At 74.4% G+C, this 20,366-nt stretch carries 16 protein-coding genes; 5 read left to right on the top strand and 11 right to left on the bottom strand.

Annotated elements, in window-relative coordinates; translation table 11 throughout:
• Positions 1-14: 14 nt before the first annotated feature.
• A complete protein-coding gene (locus AB0D10_RS27590) occupies positions 15-491 on the bottom strand; it encodes a transglycosylase family protein (protein WP_360261401.1) in 477 nt (158 codons plus the stop codon).
• Positions 492-784: 293 nt separating this feature from the next.
• Positions 785-1,558, bottom strand: a complete 774-nt coding sequence (locus AB0D10_RS27595) for a transglycosylase family protein (protein ID WP_360261404.1) — start codon at positions 1,556-1,558, stop codon at positions 785-787.
• Positions 1,559-2,149: 591 nt separating this feature from the next.
• On the opposite strand from AB0D10_RS27595, the gene AB0D10_RS27600 reads away from it, so the two are divergent.
• Together AB0D10_RS27600 and AB0D10_RS27605 are read left to right on the top strand one after the other, a co-directional pair.
• Positions 2,150-3,013 carry a hypothetical protein gene (locus AB0D10_RS27600; protein ID WP_360261407.1) on the top strand — a complete coding sequence of 288 codons (864 nt, stop codon included), beginning with the start codon at positions 2,150-2,152 and terminating at the stop codon, positions 3,011-3,013.
• A gap of 267 nt (positions 3,014-3,280) precedes the next feature.
• Positions 3,281-4,165: a hypothetical protein gene (locus AB0D10_RS27605; protein ID WP_360261496.1), complete on the top strand. Its 885-nt coding sequence runs from the start codon at positions 3,281-3,283 to the stop codon at positions 4,163-4,165.
• A gap of 241 nt (positions 4,166-4,406) precedes the next feature.
• Here AB0D10_RS27605 and der read toward each other — a convergent pair whose 3' ends face one another.
• The 3 genes from der to AB0D10_RS27620 form a co-directional block, all read right to left on the bottom strand.
• Entirely contained in the window at positions 4,407-5,861 is a 1,455-nt protein-coding gene (gene der / locus AB0D10_RS27610; RefSeq protein ID WP_360261409.1) for a ribosome biogenesis GTPase Der, read from the bottom strand.
• Between the two features lie 337 nt (positions 5,862-6,198).
• Positions 6,199-6,912, bottom strand: a complete 714-nt coding sequence (gene cmk / locus AB0D10_RS27615; RefSeq protein WP_360261411.1) for a (d)CMP kinase — start codon at positions 6,910-6,912, stop codon at positions 6,199-6,201.
• Between the two features lie 354 nt (positions 6,913-7,266).
• On the bottom strand, positions 7,267-8,352 hold the full coding sequence (locus AB0D10_RS27620) for a prephenate dehydrogenase (RefSeq protein ID WP_360261414.1): 1,086 nt from the start codon (positions 8,350-8,352) through the stop codon (positions 7,267-7,269).
• Between the two features lie 374 nt (positions 8,353-8,726).
• On the opposite strand from AB0D10_RS27620, the gene AB0D10_RS27625 reads away from it, so the two are divergent.
• The 3 genes from AB0D10_RS27625 (at position 8,727) to AB0D10_RS27635 (ending at position 13,112) form a co-directional block, all read left to right on the top strand.
• Entirely contained in the window at positions 8,727-11,027 is a 2,301-nt protein-coding gene (locus AB0D10_RS27625; protein WP_360261417.1) for a DUF4139 domain-containing protein, read from the top strand.
• A 2-nt stretch (positions 11,028-11,029) separates the two neighbouring features.
• Complete coding sequence (locus AB0D10_RS27630) at positions 11,030-12,592, top strand: DUF4139 domain-containing protein (protein ID WP_360261420.1); 1,563 nt, start codon at positions 11,030-11,032, stop codon at positions 12,590-12,592.
• A gap of 157 nt (positions 12,593-12,749) precedes the next feature.
• Positions 12,750-13,112: a DUF952 domain-containing protein gene (locus tag AB0D10_RS27635; protein WP_360261423.1), complete on the top strand. Its 363-nt coding sequence runs from the start codon at positions 12,750-12,752 to the stop codon at positions 13,110-13,112.
• Between the two features lie 15 nt (positions 13,113-13,127).
• On the opposite strand, the gene AB0D10_RS27640 is transcribed toward AB0D10_RS27635, so the two are convergent.
• From AB0D10_RS27640 to AB0D10_RS27665, 6 genes are all read right to left on the bottom strand, one after another.
• A complete protein-coding gene (locus tag AB0D10_RS27640) occupies positions 13,128-14,135 on the bottom strand; it encodes a transcriptional regulator (RefSeq protein WP_360261426.1) in 1,008 nt (335 codons plus the stop codon).
• Between the two features lie 390 nt (positions 14,136-14,525).
• Positions 14,526-15,818, bottom strand: coding sequence for a pseudouridine synthase (locus AB0D10_RS27645; RefSeq protein ID WP_360261429.1), 1,293 nt, complete (start codon positions 15,816-15,818; stop codon positions 14,526-14,528).
• Between the two features lie 62 nt (positions 15,819-15,880).
• A complete protein-coding gene (scpB, locus tag AB0D10_RS27650; protein WP_360261481.1) occupies positions 15,881-16,519 on the bottom strand; it encodes an SMC-Scp complex subunit ScpB in 639 nt (212 codons plus the stop codon).
• 314 nt (positions 16,520-16,833) lie between these two features.
• On the bottom strand, positions 16,834-17,781 hold the full coding sequence (locus AB0D10_RS27655) for a segregation/condensation protein A (RefSeq protein ID WP_360261432.1): 948 nt from the start codon (positions 17,779-17,781) through the stop codon (positions 16,834-16,836).
• 644 nt (positions 17,782-18,425) lie between these two features.
• The gene (locus tag AB0D10_RS27660) at positions 18,426-19,025 is read right to left on the bottom strand and encodes a hypothetical protein (protein ID WP_360261435.1); all 600 of its coding nucleotides are present in this window, start codon (positions 19,023-19,025) and stop codon (positions 18,426-18,428) included.
• Complete coding sequence (locus AB0D10_RS27665) at positions 19,022-20,089, bottom strand: ParA family protein (protein WP_030245868.1); 1,068 nt, start codon at positions 20,087-20,089, stop codon at positions 19,022-19,024. Before AB0D10_RS27665 ends, AB0D10_RS27660 begins: the two co-directional genes overlap by 4 nt.
• Positions 20,090-20,366: the final 277 nt, after the last annotated feature.

A 20,366-nucleotide genomic window follows, 5' to 3' on the forward strand; every position in this document is an offset into this window, starting at 1 on the left:
CCGCCCCGGGCAGGTCACCGAACAGCTCGCCCTGGATCACCCCACCATCCTCCCGCACCGGCCCTACCCGGCCCAGCCCCGGCCCCGATGCCAGTCTCAGTGCCGGTCCCAACCCCGGCCCCAGTGCCGGTCCCAGTACCACCGTCGACGTCGCGCCCCGGGTCGGTACCGACCCCGATCAGTCCCAGGTCCCGGGCGCAGGACGGCCAGGCCCCCCACCCCTGCCGCCGGACGATCTCCTCGCCGACGGTCGTCTGCTCCCGTCGGCCGGCGTGGTCGGGCCGGTCCGCGAAGCGCAGGCCGTCGGCCTCCGCCCAGGTGGAGGGCCGGATCTGCAGGCCGCCGTAGTAGCCGTTGCCGGTGTCCGCCTGCCAGTCGCCGCCGCTCTCGCAATCGGCGAGCCCGTCCCACACCGGGTCCGCGACCCGGACGGTGGCACCCGCCCGGCCGCCGCCCGCGGCGACGGCCAGCACCAGCACCAGCACCAGCACGGCACCAGCACGGCACCGGCCCGGGCCACGGCCCGGCCCGTACTTCCCTCACACGAATGCGGCATGACAGCCGACCCTAGGCACACCACGCACCACCCGCCACGACACGCCGACGGCCGCTCCTCCACCCGGCGGATGACCCGCGCGGGGGAGGAGCGGCCGTGGAAGCCGAAGCCGGTGGGAGCCCGGGCGGCCGGTGTCAGCCGCTCGGGAGGCCCGGGGAGCGAAGCTTCGAAGCCTCCGCCGTGAAGCCTCAGCGCTTCGAAGCCTCAGGACCTCGGATGCTCAGGACCTCAGATGCTCAGGGCCTGACCCGGGAAGATCAGGTCCGGGTTGCCACCGATGACCTTGGCGTTGTTCTTGTACAGGTCGTGCCAGTCCACGCCCTGCGCGGCGGCGATGGAGCTCAGGGTGTCACCGGACTTGACGGTGTAGTTGCCCTTGGCCGGCTTGGCGTCGTTCGAGCCGGTCCACGCCTTGGCGTTGTTGTCGGCCTTCGGAGCGGCCTTCGGGGCCTGCGCCGGCTTGGCGGCGGCCGTCGGCGCGGCGGCAACCTTGGGGGCGGCGTCGGCCTTCGGGGCCTGCGCCGGCTTGGCGGCCGGGGCGGCGGGCTTGGCAGCCGGGGCGGCCGGCTTGGCGGCGGCCGAGGTGTCGACGGCAGCCGGGGCGCCGCCCTTGGTCAGCCCGGCCTTGACGGAGCAGACGGGCCAGGCGCCGGGGCCCTGCGAGGCGAGGACCTTCTCGGCGACGGCGATCTGCTGCGCCTTGGTGGCCTGGTTGGCCTGCGCGGCGTACGCGGTGCCGCCGTAGGCCGCCCAGGTGCTGGAGGTGAACTGCAGACCGCCGTAGAAACCGTTGCCGGTGTTGATGGCCCAGTTGCCGCCGCTCTCGCACTGGGCGACGGCGTCCCAGGTGGAGACGGAGGCGGCGGAGGCCGAGGTGGCCGTGACGAGGCCGGCCACCGGCAGGGCCGCGACAGCGGCGCCCGCCACGACAGCCATCCGGACGCGGTTGCGCTTGGTGGCGGTGGAGGTGGTGGCAGCGGCGGTCTCGTTACGGAAGGTCATGAGGTTCCTCTCGACAGCCCCGGGCGGACATGCGGAACCAGACCCCGCCAGGGGTCGCGTTCGCTTGCCGCGTCCGTCGGACGGCCGTGCACGTGTCGGACGTGCCGCTGCCGCCCCGGCCACCCAGCCGCTCGCCGGCGACCTGTTCGAGCAGTCGCGTCGGCGGGCACCTGCCACGCCCGGCGGACCGGGGGGCTGTGCGTCGGGGGTGAGCCCGGGTGGCGCTCGTTGCGCCGACCAAGAAGCTACGAGCCGATCGGTGGGGATTTCAAAACTTGAACGGTCTCCCCAGCTCAGCCAAGGGTTACCGGCGGTAAGACCCACACATTTATGCCCGAAATGTCTGATTTGGCCGTTGATTCCCAGGCCAAACATCGCCGCCGCGTGACCCACCTCACCGTTTCATTCCGGCAGCCCCGTCACCGACATCGACAGATTGCGACCACGAGAACACGCGGCGCGGTCGGATCCGAGGCAATTCCCGTCAGCCTCGACGGGCACCCGTGACGCCTGACACAAGGGCCCGTTGGGCATGTCGACCTCCCCGTGTCCGCCCCCGAAGCCCCATCCGCATCCATCCGAGGAGACCCTGTGCCGCGCATGCTCGACGTCAGCGACGAGGTCCGGTCCGAGATCGGCGACGACGAGGCCGACCGCCTACTGGGCGGCGACCGCGCCCCCGACAGCTACGAGTGCACCTCCTGCCGAACCCCCGGCGACACCCACGTGGAACCCACCAGCACCGTGCTGTTCGTCGGCGACGAGACCGCCGTGCTCGCCTTCGCCCACGCCCGCTGCATCCCCTCCCAGGTCGTACCGGTCTCCGAGGAGCAGCTGGCCGGCGCCGTCCGCAGCATCAGCCAGGCCGGGCCCGACGCCCCGGAACTCGCCGTCCCCACGCCGAACGCCCCCTTCGCACCGACCTCCCCGGCGCCCGGCCCGGGCGTCCCCGCCGAAGCCGTGCCCCAGGCGCCCGCCCCAGGCCAGGCCGCCATCCTCGGCATCACCTGCGGGCTCGTCCTGCACGGCAAGGTCGGTCACGCCTCGCTGGTGGTCGAGCCCACCGGCCCGGTCGGCCGCCCCGGCAGCACCTCCGGCGAGGACGAGTTCCTCGACCTCCTCCAGGACGCCGGCTTCCAGCCCGTCACCGACCTGGACGAGACCCCGGAGCAACTCCCCGGCTGGTCGGTCCTGGTCGCGATGGGCAAGCTGCACGCGATCCTGCAGCCCGCCGCAGCCGGTGGCAGCACCGGCTGGTGGCAGGCGCACCAGCCGCTCCAGGTCACCGATGCCTGGCGGATGGCGGCGAGTCAGCTCTCCGAGGTGACCATGTACGCCGTCCCGGCCGGCATGGTCGGCCGCCAGCCCCGTGAGGACCTGCTGCGCCTGGCGCTGGAGCGGGCGGTGGCGCTGGGCCAGGTGGTCGCCGCCTCCCTCCCGCTCGCCGGCACCTGATCCGCCCCGCCCCGTACGCGCCGGACGGCGGCCCCTCCCTCCACTTCTCGGGCCGCCTCCGGCGCGGACTCGCACCGCACGGGTGCTCGGCATGAGTCCCGCTCATGGGCACCACGCATGAGGCCCGCTCATGGGCGCAGAGGCCCGGCCCCCATGAGCGCTGCTCTTGACCACCCCGCCATGAGTCCCGCTCATGCCCTCCTCATGAGGCCGGCTCATGAGACGTGACGCACGATCCCCCATGAGCCCCACGCATGTGCGCCACCCATGAGCCCCACGCATGCCCCGCCCCGCCCCCGCATGAGCGCCCCGCATCCCCCGCCCCCTCTCGCTCGTTGGCCCTACGTGTACAGCTACGACGTCTCCGCGTCCCCCGGCCGCTCCACCACCGCCCCCCGCTCGATCCCCGGCATGCGCCCGTCGTACGACGCCGAACACCCGCACTCCGCCACGCCGATCTACGACGAGCTGTACTCCGAGTACCGACGCCTCTTCCGCGCGCTGCCCGGCGACCGCTCGGGCGAGGAGGACCTCGTGTTCACCGGCTTCGCGGTGCGCGACGGCTATCCCCTGCTCGGTGAGCAGCGCCCGTACCCGACGTCCCAGCAGCAGGCCTTCCACGCCTTCACGGGCCAGGTCCCGGGCCTCCCCCAGTTCGTGGCCGCCCAGCCGCACGGCGTCGGCTCGACTTCCGGTCACCACGGTCACCACGGCACCCACGCCGGCCACGGTGGCAGCCACGCCACCGCCCACCAACACGGCCAGCACGGTCACCACAGCACCCACCACAGCACCCACCACAACGCCCACGGCAACGGCAACGGCACCCGCGTCGGACCCCACCCCGAACCCGCCGCCCCCGCCGACGACAGCCTGGGCCACGCCGCACCGCCCCCTCCCCCCACCACCCCGTCCGCAGCCCAACCCGCCACCGGCGCGGCCCAGTTCACCAACGGTCAGGGGTGGGTCGCCGCCGGCTACCTCGGCCAGCTCCCGCACCCGGTGTCCGTACCCGCGCCCGCACCGCCCGCGCCGCCCGCCCCTTCCCCGGTGATGGGTACGGCCACCGGGCTCGCCACCGCCCCGTCCACCGGTGGCCGCCACCGCCAGATGCTCTCCCTCCCCCCGGGCCGCAACGGCGACCGCCACTGACACCGGCCCCGCCCGCCCCTCCGCCACGCGCAACACCGAGGGCCCTCGCCACCGCCCTTCGCCGCCACCCCCCCTTCGCCGTCACCCCCCTCCACCCCCTGCTCCCCCGGCCCTTCCCCGCTTCACTTCTCCGCCCCTCCGCCCCGCGGAAACGCCGGAGGGCCCCGTCACCACCGTGACGAGGCCCTCCGGGAGGAGTCGGCCGGCCGACTCCTCCCGCCAACGACGACTGCCGTTACTACTACTTCTTCTTGCGCTTCTCGCGGACTCGCACCGAGATCGAGATCGGCGTCCCCACGAAGCCGAACTCCTCACGCAGTCGGCGCTCGACGAAGCGCCGGTAGCCGGCCTCCAGGAAGCCCGAGGCGAAGAGCACGAAGCGCGGCGGACGGGTGCCCGCCTGGGTGCCGAACAGGATGCGCGGCTGCTTTCCGCCCCGGATCGGGTGCGGGTGGGCGGCCACGAGCTCGCCGAGGAAGGCGTTCAGGCGCGCGGTCGGGATGCGGGTCTCCCAGCCCTCCAGCGCGGTCTCGATCGCCGGGACGAGCTTCTCCATGTGCCGGCCGGTCTTGGCCGAGACGTTGACCCGAGGGGCCCACTGCACCTGGACGAGGTCGCGCTCGATCTCGCGCTCCAGGTAGTAGCGGCGCTCCTCGTCCAGCTGGTCCCACTTGTTGTAGGCGATGACGACGGCGCGCCCGGCCTCGACGGCCATCGAGATGATCCGGGTGTCCTGTTCGGCGAGGGTCTCGCTGGCGTCGACCAGGACGACCGCGACCTCGGCCTTCTCCAGTGCGGAGGAGGTGCGCAGCGAGGCGTAGAAGTCGGCGCCGGCGGTCAGGTGGACGCGGCGGCGGATACCGGCGGTGTCCACGAACTTCCAGGTCTTGCCGCCGAGTTCGATCATCTCGTCGACCGGGTCGCGGGTGGTGCCGGCCAGCTCGTTGACAACCACCCGCTCCTCGCCGGCGACCTTGTTCAGCAGGCTGGACTTGCCGACGTTCGGCCGGCCGATCAGCGCGATCCGGCGCGGGCCGCCGGGGGCGGCGTCGCCGAAGGTCTGCGGCGGGGCTTCGGGCAGCGCGTCCATGACGGCGTCCAGCAGGTCGCCGGAGCCGCGGCCGTGCAGGGCGGAGACCGGGTACGGCTCGCCGAGGCCCAGCGACCACAGGTAGGCGGCCTCGGCTTCGGTGGAGGGGCCGTCGACCTTGTTCGCGCACAGGACGGTCGGCTTGCCCGCCCGGCGGATGATCTTGATCAGGGCCTCGTCGGTGTCGGTGGCACCGACCTTGGCGTCCACGACGAACAGCACCGCATCGGCCTGCTCGATACCCAGCTCGGCCTGGGCGGCCACCATGGCGTCGATGCCGAGGACGTCGATCTCCCAGCCGCCGGTGTCGACAACCTTGAAGCGGCGGCCGTTCCAGCTGGCCTCGTAGGTGACCCGGTCGCGGGTGACGCCCGGCTTGTCCTCGACGACGGCCTCGCGGCGGCCGATGATGCGGTTCACCAGGGTCGACTTGCCGACGTTCGGGCGGCCGACCACGGCCAGCACAGGCAGTCGGACGTGGTCGAGGCCGTCCTCGGCGTCGAAGCCGTCGATGTCGAGGCCCTCTTCGGCGGCGAGCGCCATGAACTCGGCGTAGTCGGCGGCGTCCAGCCCGCCGTGATCGGCGGTGGAGTGCTCTGCGGTCATGTTCGTCTGTTCCGTTTCCCGGCCCGGCCCTTCCCAGGGGCGTGCCGTGCGTACCTGCCCCGCTCGGGGCAGCGCGATTGTTGTCTCCGCGACGCCTTGACGGCCCGCGGTTCACTCAGTGGTGGTCGAACCCGGCATTGCCGGACCCGACGGTGGTCGGCCCGGCGGCAAGCCGCACGACCGGCCCTGCGACGACCGGCCGGCAGCCACCCCGCCACCGTCCGGCCGGCACCCGGCCGGACAAGGGCCAGGCCCGACAGGAGCCGGGCAGGGCAGCGTCCACGCCGGGCAGCAGAAGCCGGGCCCGACCGAAGGTCGGACCGGCAGTCGCCGCCGGTCAGACCGAGGACATCCCGGCCCGCTCCTCCACGAGCCCGGCGATCCGGTCGATCACCTGCTCCAGGGTGAGGTCGCTGGTGTCCACCAGGACCGCGTCCGCGGCCTGGGCCAGCGGGGCCGTCTCCCGGGAGGAGTCGGCGGCGTCCCGGCGGGCGAGGTCGGCGGCCATCGCGGTGATGGTCGCCTCGTCCACTCCCTTGGCCCGCAGTTCGGCGGCCCGACGGGCGGCCCGGGCCTTCTCGGAGGCGGTCAGGAAGACCTTGACGGTGGCGTCCGGGAACACCACGGTCCCCATGTCCCGGCCCTCGGCGACGATGCCGCGTTCGGCGACCTCGGCGCAGCCGCGCTGCAGCTCGACCAGGCGGGCCCGCACCGCCGGCACCGCGGCCACGGCGCTGACCTGCGCCGTCACCTCGGGGCCGCGGATCGGGCCGGAGACGTCCTGACCGTCCACCGTGATGGTGGGGCCGTCGGCGTCGGTGCCCGACACGATCACCGGCTTGCCGCACGCGACGGCGACCGCGTCCGGGTCGTCGACGTCGACCTCGTTGGCCAGCATCCACCAGGTCATCGCCCGGTACATGGCACCGGTGTCCAGGAAGCTCAGGCCCAGCCGGGCGGCGACCGCCCGCGAGACGGTCGACTTGCCGGAGCCGGAGGGTCCGTCGATGGCGACGACGACCGGGGCGTGCGCTCGGTCGGCAGTGTCCACGGGGGCGAACCTCATCTCTGAGCATGGGAGCCGAAGCCTGCGCGGGCGGACGGCCGGGGGATTGTCTCCCTCAAGGTTAATGGACCGCCGCCGTCACGGACTCCGCCGCCCACCCGGCCCCCGGCCCGGCGCCCACCGGCCGCCGGGCGGCCCGCTGCGCAGAGCCCCTGCCGCACCCGATCCGCACCTGATCGGCACCCGCCCGCACCCGGCCCGCACCTGATCGGCACCCGGCCCGCACCCGTCCCGCACCTGATCGGCGCCCGACCCGGAACCGAGCCACACAAGCCCTACGCGCCCAGGCCCCGCACGCACGCCCCGACGCGCCCGCGCCCGCGCCCGGTCGCCCGCACCTCAGTCCCGCACGCTCCACCCGCTCGCCCGCAGCGCCTTCACCAGCCGCTTGACCGCCGTCGGCGCCACCGACAGCTGGACGAACCCGACCTGCTGCCCGGTCGAGTGCTCGATGACGACGTCCTCGATGTTGACCCCGGCGTCGCCGACCTCCCCGAACAGCCGGCCCAGCTCGCCCGGCTGGTCGCCGAGGACAACCGCCACGGTCTCGTACCGGGTGGGCGGCGCGCCGTGCTTGCCGGGGATCCGGGCCTGGCCGGTGTTGCCGCGCCGCATGACGGCTTCGATCCCGGTGGCGCCGGCCCTGCGCTCGCCCTCCTCGGCGGCCTCCATGGCGCGCAGCGCGGTGACGGTCTCGCCGAGGTCGTGGGCGACCGCCTCCAGGACGTCGGCGACCGCGCCCGCGTTGGCGGAGAGGATGTCGACCCACATGCCGGGGTTGGAGGCGGCGATCCTGGTGACGTCGCGCACGCCTTGCCCGGAGAGCCTTATGGCGGTCTCGTCGGCGTTCTCCAGTCGGGCCGCGACCAGCGAGGACACCAGCTGCGGGGCGTGCGAGACGAGGGCGACGGCCCGGTCGTGCTCGACGGCGTCCATCACGATCGGCATCGCGCCGCAGAGCGCGACCAGTTCCAGCGCGGCGTTGAGCGTCTCGGTGTCGGTGTCGGGGGTCGGGGTGAGCACCCAGGGGCGGCCCTCGAAGATGTCGGCGCGGGCGGCCAGCGGGCCGGATCGCTCGCGGCCTGCCATCGGGTGGCTGCCGATGTAGTGGACGGTGTCGCAGCCGAGCGCGGCGATCTCGCTGCCGGGGCCGGCCTTCACGCTGGCGACGTCGGTGTACCAGTGCGCCAGGTTGCGCCGCTGGCAGTCGGCGAGCACCTTTCCGACCAGTGCCGGCGGGACGGCGATGACCGCCAGGTCCACCGGGCCGTCGACCGGTTCGGTGGTGCCGGCGCCGAGCGACTCGGCGGTGCGGGCGGCGTCCGGGTCGGCGTCCTCCAGATGGACGGTCAGGCCGCGGGCGGTCAGGGCGAGCGCGGCGGAGGTGCCGATCAGTCCGGTGCCGACGACGACGGCAGTGCGCATGGCGGGTCGCTCTCCTCATCACGATTCTCGACAGGTGCCGGGACCGTCCGGGAGCACCCGCGCCCCATCCTCCCTCATCCGCCGCGCCGAAGTCCCCACCTGCCGCCCGGCAACCACGGGGGCACTTCCCGGCAGTTCCCGGCACCGGCAACCACGGCGCGCCCGCCCCCGTCCCACCCAGTGCACACGCCGCACCCGGAAATCCGGCGCCGCCCGCGCCGGGGGCGGGCAGACTGGCCGCCCGGGAAGCCACGGACGAGCGGACGGACGACCGAACGGACGACCGGGCAGACGCACGGACGGACGGGCAGCGGCAACGCGCGTGGCACGACGAGCGGCACGCGGCAGGCAACACGCGAACGAAAGGGTTGCGCATGGACGACCAGCACAGCAACCGGACGGGGCAGACGAAACCGTCGGCCGTACCGGCCCACCCGTCGGTCCTGGACTCCGTGGTGGTGTACGCGGAGGGCGCGGTGTGCCGACGCCGGGCCACCGTCCCGGTGCCCCGCGACGGGCGGCTGCGGCTGACCGGCCTGCCCACGTCCCTGGACGGCCGCTCGCTGCGTGCCCGGGTGCTCGCCGGTCCGGCCGGCACGGTGGTCACCGAGGCCCGGCTGGAGCACCTCGCCGAACTCCGCGAGCCGAATGAACTGCCGCTTCTCCAGAGGGAATTGGACGAGGCGACGGAGCGTCTCAGCGTGCTCACCGAGCGCCGCCGACTGGTCCTGTCCGCGATCGCCGACACCGCCGCGCTGCGCGCCGTGCCGCCGCCTCAGCGCCCCGAGGAGCCGTTGCGCCGTACGCCTGCCGAGGCCTGGCTGGAGCTCGCCGACTTCGTCGACGAGCGGCTCGCCCGCCTCCAGGAACGCGCCGAGGAACTCAACCGGGAGGTCGAACTCGCCGACCACGAGCGCGACTTGGCGGTCGACCGGCTGGACCGGGCGTCCACCGCCGAGCGGGCCGAGCCGGTCGCGACCGCCGCCACCGTCCTGGTCACCCTCACCACCGGCAGCACCCGGGCCACTCCCCACGGCACCGTCCCCCACAGCACCGCCTCCGGCGACGACACAGCAACCCTCGATCTCGAACTGGAGTACGGCGTCCCCGCCGCCCGCTGGGTGCCCGCCTACCGCCTGTCCTACCGGAGCGGCTCCGACACCGGTCACCTCGTCCTGCGCGCCGGCATCGCCCAGCGCACCGGCGAGGACTGGACGGGCGTGCGCCTGGCCCTCTCCACCGCCGACCTCGACCGCCGCACCGACCTGCCCCGGCTCGCCTCGCTGCGGATCGGCCGCAGCCAGCCCGCCCCGCCGCCCTCCGGCTGGCGCGAGCCCCCGGCCGGCCTGTCCGACCTCTTCACCGGCTACGACGCGGCCGGTGCCGACGCGCCGTCCCCGAGCGGCCGGGCCCGCCCCGACGGCCACCGCGGGGCCCAGGTCCCGCCCCCGGTCCCGCCCCGGGCCGCCCGCCTCGCCGGCCTCGGTTCGATCGGCTCCCGGCTCGGCGGCGCCCGCCCGTCCGGCCCCCGCCCGGAGGCCTTCGCCGCGGCGGAGGACATCCCGCCCGCACCCTCCGCCCGCTTCGGCGGTGGCGGCACCCTGAGCGCCGACGAGCCGATGCCCGCGCCCCCGCCCGCCCCGGGTGGCTTCGCCGGCTACGGCGGCCCGCCGCCCGCCCTCTCGGCCCCCGTCGCCGCTCCGCTCCCACCGACTCCCCAGGCCCAGGGCGCCGTCCCGCAGGCCCCGGGCAGCATCCCGCCGGGTGAGGCCCGCCGCACCCTCCGCAAGCGCCGCAGTGCCCTCGCCGTTCCCCCCGCGACCGCCGGTTTCGCCCCGAACGCCACCCTGCTCGACTACCCCGACCTCGTCCTGGCCGGCCCCGACGAGCCTGCGGCCCGGCGCGGGGCCCTGCATCCCCGCCCCGAGCGGGTCGAGCGCGAGGAGCTGGGCCGGGTCCTGCCCGGCGGCAACCCGGGCGAGCAGATCCGCCGCCTCCCCCTCCCCCGCCACGCCGTCCCGCCCCGCGAGTCGGCGGGTTCCTTCGACCACCGCTTCGACGCCGCCGCGCCCGCCGACATCCCGTCCGACGGCACCTGGCACACCGTCACGGTGGGCGAGATCCCGCTCACCGTCCGCCCCGAGTACGTCACCGTCCCCGCCGTCGAGGAGAAGGTGTACGCGACGCTGGTGCTCGCCAACCGCACCGACCGCGCCGTCCTCGCGGGCCCGGTCGAGGTCACCGTGGACGACGAGTTCCTGCTCACCGCTGCCCTGCCCACCCTGGCACCCGGCGGCGTGCGGCGTCTGGGGACCGGCGTCACGGAGAGCGTGGAGGTGGCGCGCCGCACCGAGCTGCGCGAGTCCGCCACGGGCATGCTGAAGGGCAACAGCACGGTGCTCGACCACCGGGTGCACGTCCGGCTGGCGAACCGGCTCGGCCGCGCCGTCACGGTCGAGGTCCGCGAGCGCGTGCCGGTCACCTCCGACGCCGAGATCCGGATCGAGGAGCGGGCCGACTGGCACGCCCCGACGGTCCCCACGCCGGAGTGCCCGCCCAGCACCAGGCTCTGGCGGGTCGACCTGCCGCCGGGTGGCAGCACCGAGCTGGACGGCGGGTACCAGATCAAGATCCCGGCCGGAAAGGCCATCGTCGGCGGAAACCGGAGGAACTGACCATGACCGGAGACACGATCGGAGCGACGAGGGCGGCCCTCCCGGTCACCGCGGTCACCTGCCTGGAGGACCGCAGCCAGGTGGAACGCACGACGACGGTCGACCTCGCCGCGGGCGTCCAGCGGCTGCGCCTGGGCCCGCTCACCGCCTTGGCCGTCGACCGCACCCTGCGCGCCGAGTCCACCACCCCCGGGGTGCGGGTCCTGGACGCCCGGGTGGTCCGCACCTGGGCTCCGCGCGCGCCGCTGCCGCCGGGCCCGGACGACTCCGACCTGCGCCACCTGCTGCACCGGCTGGGCACCGAGAGCCGTCTCGCCGACCAGACCCGCGCCCGTCTGGAGGCGCGGCTGGCCCTGCTCGCCCAGCTCTCCGCCGACCTGCTCCGCGAGGTCGGCGAGGGCGCCGGCATCGGCGAGCTCGAACGCACCCGCTGGTCCCGCGAGCTGGACCGGGTGGACGCCGAACGCGAGCGCTACGGCGAGGAGCTGCGCGCGACCCACTCCCGGCTGCGCCGCCTGGAGCAGGAGCGCTCGCAGGCGCTGACCGCCCTGGACGAGGCCGAGGAGGACCCGGCCGCACTGACCGCCCACCTGGACCTCACGGTCGAGGCGGCGCGGCCCGGCCCGGCCCGGCTGACCGTCTCCCACCTGGTCCCCTGCGCGCTCTGGCGCCCGTCCTACCGGGCGACCCTGGACGACGACGGCCTGCGCGTGGAGTCGGAGGCGGTGGTCTGGCAGCGCACCGGCGAGGACTGGACGAACGCCCGGCTCACCTTCTCGACCGCCCGCTCCGCCCTCGCCACCGACCCGCCGGCCGTCGCGGTGGACGTCCTGATGCTGCGCGAGCGCACGGACGAGGAGCGCCGCACGGTCGAGGTCGAACTGCGCGAGGAGGCGATCAGCGAACTCGGGCCGGCCTCCGGGGTACCGGGGGTGGACGACGGCGGCGAGGTCCGGGTGCTGCCCGCGCCCGCCCCCGCGACCGTGCCCTCGGACGGGCGGGCGCACCGGGTGCCGCTCGGTGCCTTCACCGGCCCGGCGAGCAGCGAGTACGCCTGCGCCCCGGAGCTGTCCCCGCTGGTCACCCAGGTGGTCCGGTTCCGCAACGCGGCCGGGCACCCGCTGCTGGCCGGTCCGGTCGAGCTGGTCCGCGGCAGCGGCTTCACCGGCCGGGGCGAGCTGCGCTTCACCGCGACCGGTGCCGATGCCGAGTTCTCCTTCGGCAGCTCGGACGGCTACCGGGTGGTCCGCGAGACCGAGGAGCGCCAGGCCACCGCCGGCCTCACCGGCCGCCAGACCACCACCCGCACGGTGCGGCTGCACCTGTCCCGCTTCTCCGGCCCGGAGGAGCACGACGAGCGGATCGTCACCGTGCGCGAGCGGGTGCCGGTCTCCGAAGTGTCGGCGGTCGAGGTCCGGCTGCGCAAGGAGGAGTGCTCCCCGGCGCCGGACGCCTTCGACGCCGAGGGCATCGTCCGCTGGGACGTCCCGCTCAGCCCGGGTGCCCGCCGCACCCTCACCCTGGTGTACGAGGTCTCCGCCTCCGCCAAGGTGGCCGGGCTCTGAGCCGCGCGCCGGCGACACCGCCCTCCGAACCCCACTGCCCCCGAACCCCATCTCCTCGCGAACCCCGTCGCCCTACGATCCCCGAACCTCGCCGGCGACGGCCTGCCGATGACGGCCGCTCAGGACCAAACCGGAGACAACGGGTAGAAAAGGAAACATGATCCTCCACCTCGCCCCCCTGGACGACTGGCTGGCCGACCCCGGCCGCCCGTACGCCACCGCCTCGCTGCTCACCGACGGGTTCATCCACTGCTCGGCCGACGAGCGGACGGCGCTCGCGGTGGCCAACGCCTTCTTCGCCCACACCCCCGACCCGCTGATGGTGCTGCTGATCGAGGAGTCGATGGTGGAGCCGATGGTCAAGTGGGAGGCCCCGCACGGCGCCCCGCCGCCCGGGGCCACCCCCGACGTGCTGTTCCCGCACATCTACGGGCGGCTGAACCGCTCCGCCGTGGTCGGCCTGGAGAAGGTCGAGCGGGGCCCGGACGGCCGCTGGGCCTCCCTCACCCCCTGGAGCTGAACCCCGGGGCCGGGTTCACAGCCACCCCCGCTCCCGGGCCGCCATTCCGGCCTGGAAGCGGGTGGTGGCGCCCAGCGCGCGCATCAGGCTCTGCAGACGGCGCTGGGTGGTCCGGGCGCTCCAGCCGAGCGAGCGGGCGATCGACTCGTCGGTGAGCCCGGCCGCCAGCAGGCCCAGCAGTTTGCGGTGGTCGGCCTCCGGCTCCGGCGACTCGTCCCCGGTGCCGATCGCGGCCTGCAGCTGGACGGCCCGCTCCCACTCCGCCTCGAACAGCGTGTCCAGCGCCTGGAGCAGCGCCGAGGGGTGGATCACGTAGGCGGCGTCGAGCACGCTGTCGCCGACGCTGATCGGGATGATCGCCATCCGGTCGTCCGAGATGATCATCTTCATCGGCAGCGTGGGCCGGACCCGCGCCTCCTCGCCGTCCGCGACGCCGACCAGGATGTTCCGCTCCAGCCGCCCGGGCCAGGCCACCGCCTCCCGGTCGTAGACCGTCCGGAACTTCACGCCCTCGCGCAGCCGTCGCCGCTGCAGCGTCATCGGCGCCACCGGGTCCTGGATGTACGGCGGGCGGTCGAAGCCGCGCACCTGGTACTGGCTGGTCTCGGTGATGTGCTCCAGTCGCTGGGCGATCGCCTCGCCACCGGTCAGCACCTCCACCGAGTGCGCCGGGTCGGTGTAGCGCGAGGCCTCCCGGAAGGCGTCCATCAGCCGGTGCATCTCGGCCCGGGCCTGCCGCAGCTCGGACTCCCGGTGGCCGATCAGGGTGCCGATCGCGACGTCCGGGGCGACCGCCAGGTAGCGCTGCCGGTCCACCGGTGCCCGGGTGGCCATGCCCTGCTGCGCCAGCCGGTCCAGGGCGCGCACGCCCTGCTGGAGCGTCAGGCCGCAGCTCCCCGCCAGTTCCTCCGCGGTGGACTGAGGATTGGCCACCAGCGCCGCGTACATCTGCCCGTCCGGCGTGGCCAGTCCCAGTGTGCCGAGGGCCTTCCCGCTGGCCCGCCCCAGTGGTGCATCGGACACGACGCCGTTCCCCCTGTTCGCCTGTGATCCGCCCCACCGGCGCCCGTGCTGGCGCGGTCCCGCCACACGACGGGTGGTGGCCCGGTGGCCATCCTCTGCCACGGATCATGACGCTGACAAGGCCGTGACCAGCGGTTGCGTCCCGACTCACACGACCCGCACGACCCGTACACCCCGTACGCCGACACGCTCCGCACCCGACACATCCCTGCCCGGCGCACCCGGACCCGGCACATCCGGCTCCCGGGACACCCCGGGCCCGGCACATCCGGCGCCCCGGGACACCCCGCGCCCCGAGGCGCCCGGCACCGGCACGCCCCGCACGGCAGAGGGGCCCCCGGCCGCGCCACGGCGACCGGGGGCCCCTCAGGGACGGGCGAGGGCGACGGCCTACAGACCGACCTCGCGCATCAGCTGGCCGACCTCCGGGTTGGTCAGACGGCGCAGCCAGCCCGACTTCTGGTCACCCAGGGCGATCGGGCCGAAGTGCGTGCGCACCAGCTTCTCGACCGGGAAGCCGGCCTCGGCCAGCATCCGGCGGACGATGTGCTTGCGACCCTCGTGCAGGGTCACCTCGACCAGGTAGTTCTTGCCGACGTTGGAGACGACCTTGAAGCTGTCGGCACGCGCGTAGCCGTCCTCCAGCTCCACGCCCTGGGCCAGCTTCTTGCCCAGGTCACGGGGGATCGGGCCCTGGATCGCGGCCAGGTAGGTCTTGGTCACGCCGTACCGCGGGTGGGTGAGGCGGTGGGCCAGCTCGCCGTGGTTGGTGAGCAGGATGATGCCCTCGGTCTCGGTGTCCAGGCGGCCGACGTGGAACAGCCGGGTCTCCCGGTTGGTCACGTAGTCGCCCAGGCACTGGCGGCCGTCCGGGTCCTCCATGGTGGAGACCACGCCGGCCGGCTTGTTCAGCGCGAAGAACAGGTAGGACTGGGTGGCGACGGTCAGGCCGTCCACCTTGATCTCGTCGTTCTGCGGGTCGACCCGCTTGCCCTGCTCGGTGACGCGCTTGCCGTTGACCTCGACCCGACCCTGTTCGATCAGCTCCTCGCAGGCGCGGCGGCTGCCGACGCCGGCCCGGGCCAGCACCTTCTGCAGGCGCTCGCCCTCGGGCTCGCCGAAGGTCTTGGGGAGCTTGACGGCCGGCTTGTCGTGCCGGGCGAGGACGGCGTCCTCGATCTTGGCCTGCAGCTCGCGCGAGCGCTGCGGCTGGCGCCGCGGGTCGCCCGGGGCGCCCTGGCCCTCACGGCGCGGACGCGGGGCCGGACCGGGGCGCCGGCCGGCGTAGCCGCCGCGGGCGGGAGTGGCGTTCGGGCCGCCGCCGTACTCGGGGCGGTCGTACTTGCGCTCCTCCGGCCGCAGCGGACGGTCCGGGTACCGGCGGTCGTCACGCCGGTCGTCGCGGCGACCGTCACGGGGACCGTCCCGGCGGTCGTCACGGCGGTCGTCACGCCGGTCGTCCCGCCCGAACGAGCCGGAGCCACCGCGCGAGCCCGCACCCGAGCCACCGCGGCCGCCGCCCCCGTAGGAGCCGCCACCGTACGAACCCCCGCGCGCGCCCGAGCCGCCGCGGCTGCTGCTGCTACCGCCGCCGCCGTAGGAGCCGCCGCCCCGGCCCCCGCCCTGTCCGCCGCGACCGCTCCCGCCGCCGCTGCTGTTCCTGCCGTTGCCACTGCTACGCATCAAAGTGTCCGTACGTCGTTCCGTCTGGGATGTGCGGTCGTTTCGGCCGACCTCACCGCCCCCTACCGATCGGGCCCGGCCCGACCGGCCTCGCCACTGCCGTCCGCGGCCTGCGCGGCAGCGGCGGCGACCGCCTCCGCGATCATCGTGCCCTCCAGGGACTCCGCTTCCACGTCGTCGACCTCGGGCAGGAAGGGAGCAAGCTCCGGCAGCTCGTCCAGGCCGCGGAGCCCCATCCGTTCCAGGAAGTAGTTCGTCGTCCGATACAGGATCGCACCTGTTTCGGGCTCGGATCCGGCCTCTTCCACCAGTCCTCGCTGTACCAGGGTACGCATCACGCCGTCACAGTTCACACCGCGGACGGCGGAAACCCGAGATCTGGACACCGGCTGCCGGTAGGCGACCACCGCCAGGGTCTCCAGCGCGGCCTGGGTGAGCCGGGCCTGCTGGCCGTCCAGGAGGAAGCGGTCGACGGCTGCGGAACAGGTCTCCCGGCTGTAGAACCGCCAGCCGCCGGCCACCAGCCGCAGGTCGAAACCGCGGCCCTGCTCGGTGTACTCGGCGGACAGCCCGCGCAGCGCCGCGGCCACCTCGGTCCGCGACCGCTCCAGCGTCCCGGCCAGCCGCTCCTCCGTCACCGGTTCGTCGACCACCATCAGGACGGCCTCCAGCTCGGCCCGCAGCCCGGGAGCGGTCGGCAGCGCGGGGCCGGACTGCTCCTCGGCGCCGGAAGTCGGCGGAACCGACTTCTGCTGCACCACCGGGGCCTGCGACTCCACCGGCTCCCCCAGCCCCACCGGCTGGACCGACTGCCCCGGTTGGACCGGGTCCCCACCCTCCGCGTCATCCACCGGCGGCACCGGGTCCGGCACCGGGTCGGGCACCGGGTCCGGCACCGGGTCGGGCACCGGGTCCGGCAGCAGCTCGAAGGCCGGCTCCAGCCACTCCTCGGCCCTGGGCTGTCCCGGCAGCCCCAGCCGACGCCGCACCGGGCGCCCGCCCTCGTTCCCGCCGCTCATCGCCGCTCCTCCTCCACCTCGCCCGTGGCTCCTGCCACAACGTCCCCGACGACGTCCCCCCGGGCCCCTCCCCCGACTCCCGCTCCGACTCCCGCCCCGGCCTCTCCCGCGGGCCGGTCGAACTCGTCCGTGACCTCGACCGCGCCCCGGCCCTCCGCCGCCACCCAGCGCACCCGCAGCTCCCCGAGCGCCTCCGGCTGGTCGAAGGCGAGCACCCGTTCCCGGTAGAGCTCCAGCAGCGCCAGGAAGCGGGCGACCACGACCAGGGTGTCCGGCGCGTCCGCCACCAGCCGCTGGAACGACGCCTCGCCGAGTTCGGTGAGCAGCCCGACCACCAGCCCGGCCTGCTCCCGGACGCTGACCGGCGGGGCGTGGATGTGGTCCACGTACACGACCGGCTTCGGCTTGGGTTCCATCGCCTTGGCCGCGAGCTCGGCGAGCCGCTGCGGCCCGATGGTGATCACCACCTCCGGCAGCAGTTCCGCGTGCCGGGGCTCCAGCCCGACGGTTCGCGGGCGCCGCAGCTGTTCGGCGGCCCAACGCTCGCCGAACAGCGACGCCGCCCGCTTGTACGCCCGGTACTGCAGCAGCCGCGCGAACAGCAGGTCCCGGGCCTCCAGCAGGGCCAGGTCCTCCTCGTCCTCGACCTGCGCCACGGGCAGCAGCCGGGCGGCCTTGAGGTCGAGCAGGGTGGCGGCCACCACCAGGAACTCGGTCGCCGCGTCCAGGTCCCAGTCCGGGCCCATCGCCCGGATGTGCGCCATGAAGTCGTCCGTGACCGTGGCCAGCGCCACCTCGGTGACGTCCATCTTGTGCTTGGCGATCAGGCTGAGCAGCAGGTCGAAGGGGCCCTCGAAGTTGTCCAGCCGCACCCGGAACCCGCCCCGGGACCCGTTCTCGGTCGCGTTCGCGGTGGTTTCGGCTGGTTCGGCGGTGCTCGGCATGACGGTCCATCTTCACCCGTCCCGGCCGCCCGCCCCGCCCCGGGCCCCTCGACACGCCGCCCGGCAGCCCCGTCCACGGCCCTCAGCCCGGCGCACAGGACCCGGCCCCAGCCTGCCCGGGCCCGGGCGCGCCCACGGGCCCGGAAACGGCCCTCCGGTGCCCTCCAGGCCCGCCACGGCCCTCAACCGAGTCGGCGGGCCCCATGAACCCGGCTCATGACCCCCGGCGCCCGATCGGAGTCCCTGCCGAGGCGACCCGAAATCCCGAGGCGGCGTCTCCATGAACGCGGCTCATGACCGTCGGTCCGCGATCCGGGCCCTCGGCCCACCCGCCACCACCCCATGAGCCCGACTCATGACAGTCGGCACCGGCCGACGGCCCACCCGGGACGACGACCCCATGAACGCGACTCATGACCTTCGGCCGACCATCGACGCTCGGCCCGAGGTCGCACACCGGCGGCCTCCGGCACCGGGCCCGAGGCCCCTCGGCGCCCCCCCGGCGTCCCCACCGGGTCCGCCCTGTCGCCGCCAGGTCCGCATCACCGCCGGACCCGCCCTGCCGTGCCATAGCGCACCCTGCCGCGCCCTGCCCTGCCCTGCTGCGCCACACCACACCGCGCCCTGGCGCGATCTACCGCGCCCTACCGCCCGCGCAGGCGCCGGACCAGGATGGAGGCCTCGCCCCGCTGCTCCAGGTCCGCCAGGACGACCGCGATGGCCTCCCGGACGATCCGCCCGCGGTCCACGGCCAGGCCGTGCTCGCCGCGCAGCACCAACCGGGTGTGCTCCAGGTCCATGAGCTCCTCGGCGGACACGTACACGGTGATCTTCTCGTCGTGCCGCTCGCGCCCGCTGGGCCGGCGCGGCGCGCGACCGCGCGGCCGCGCGCGCCCGGCGGCACCGTTCTGCTCCTCGGTGGCACCCGCGTGCGCCCGGCCTGCCGGTGCGCCCGGCGCGGCCTGGACCCCGCCCGACCGCTGACCGGGCGGCTGCGCGGACGCCGGCACGGTGGCCGACGACTGCTGCTCCGGCGTCAGCTGCCGGTCGCCCTGGGAGCCCGGGGAACCCTGCGCCCCCCGGAGGCCCTGGGCGGACTCGGCGCCTTCGGCGCCGTCCTGGCCGTTGACGGTCCGCGCGGTCTCCGGTCTGGATGCCTCGGCGGCCGGACGCGGCGCGAGGGACGGCGACAGCGCCATCCCGCCGGTGGTCCGGAACAGCTCGTCGGCACCCGGGAGACTCACTCGGCGGGGCGGCACCGGTCGAGCACCTCCCTGGCGAGCTGGCGGTAGGCGGCGGCACCGACCGAGTTGGTGGCGTACGTGGTGATGGGCTCACCGGCGACGGTGGTCTCCGGGAAGCGCACGGTCCGCCCGATGACGGTGTGGAAGACGTGCTCGCCGAACGCCTCGACGACCCGCGCCAGCACCTCACGGCTGTGCACGGTGCGCGAGTCGTACATGGTCGCGAGGATGCCGTCCAGGCGCAGCTCGGGGTTGAGCCGCTCGCACACCTTCTCGATGGTCTCGGTCAGCAGCGCGACACCGCGCAGCGCGAAGAACTCGCACTCCAGCGGGACGATCACGCTGTGAGCGGCCGTCAGTGCATTGACCGTCAGCAGGCCCAGCGAGGGCTGGCAGTCGATGATGACGTAGTCGTAGTCGGGCAGCAGCGGCTTCAGGGCACGCGCCAGCGCGGACTCCCGGGCCACCTCGCTGACCAGCTGCACCTCGGCGGCGGAGAGGTCGATGTTGGACGGCAGCAGGTCCATGCCGGGCACCGCGGTCTTCAGCAGCACCTCATCGGCCGTCAGGCCCCGCTCCATGAGCAGGTTGTAGACGGTGACGTCGAGTTCCATCGGGTTGACGCCGAGGCCGACCGAGAGCGCGCCCTGCGGGTCGAAGTCGACGAGCAGCACCCGGCGGCCGTACTCGGCCAGCGCCGCACCCAGGTTGATGGTCGACGTGGTCTTGCCGACGCCGCCCTTCTGGTTGCACATGGCGATGATCTGGGCGGGGCCGTGCTCGGCGACCGGCGCGGGGATCGGGAAGTACGGCAGCGGGCGGCCGGTCGGGCCGACCCGCTCGCGGCGCTGGCGCGCGGCGTCGGGGGCCAGCGTGGCGGCGTACTCCGGGTCCGGCTCGTACTCGGCGTCGGGGTCGTCGTAGGCGCCGTAGGCGAACTCGCCGTAGGCCAGGCCGTAGGCCGCCAAGTCGGCGTCGTGATCGGTCACCGTGGTCACCTGTGCTGTGTTCTGGCGTGCTTCGAAGGTGCGGAGTGCGACCGAGCCGACCTCGGCCGAACCCACGGAGGGCTGCCGGGCCCCGGGCTCCACACTCGGCTGGCCGGCGGTGTGCTCCGCCAGTCCTGGCTGACCACCCCCGGGAGCAATTGTCGACTCATTCACAAGTCGTCTTACCTCCTTGGGTATCCAGGACTCTATGTCGATTCGTCAGCGTGGCAGCATGCCGACGGTTTGCGACTCTAGGCCGTTCAAGGCGTTCGCAGCAACACAATCCACGGTAGTGGGCAGGATGTGTCGACTATCAGGCGGGCCGCTGTCAAGGGTTGAGTGGGTCGCTGAC

The organism is Kitasatospora sp. NPDC048545, assembly GCF_040651155.1.
In the GTDB taxonomy this organism is placed as follows: Bacteria; Actinomycetota; Actinomycetes; order Streptomycetales; family Streptomycetaceae; genus Kitasatospora.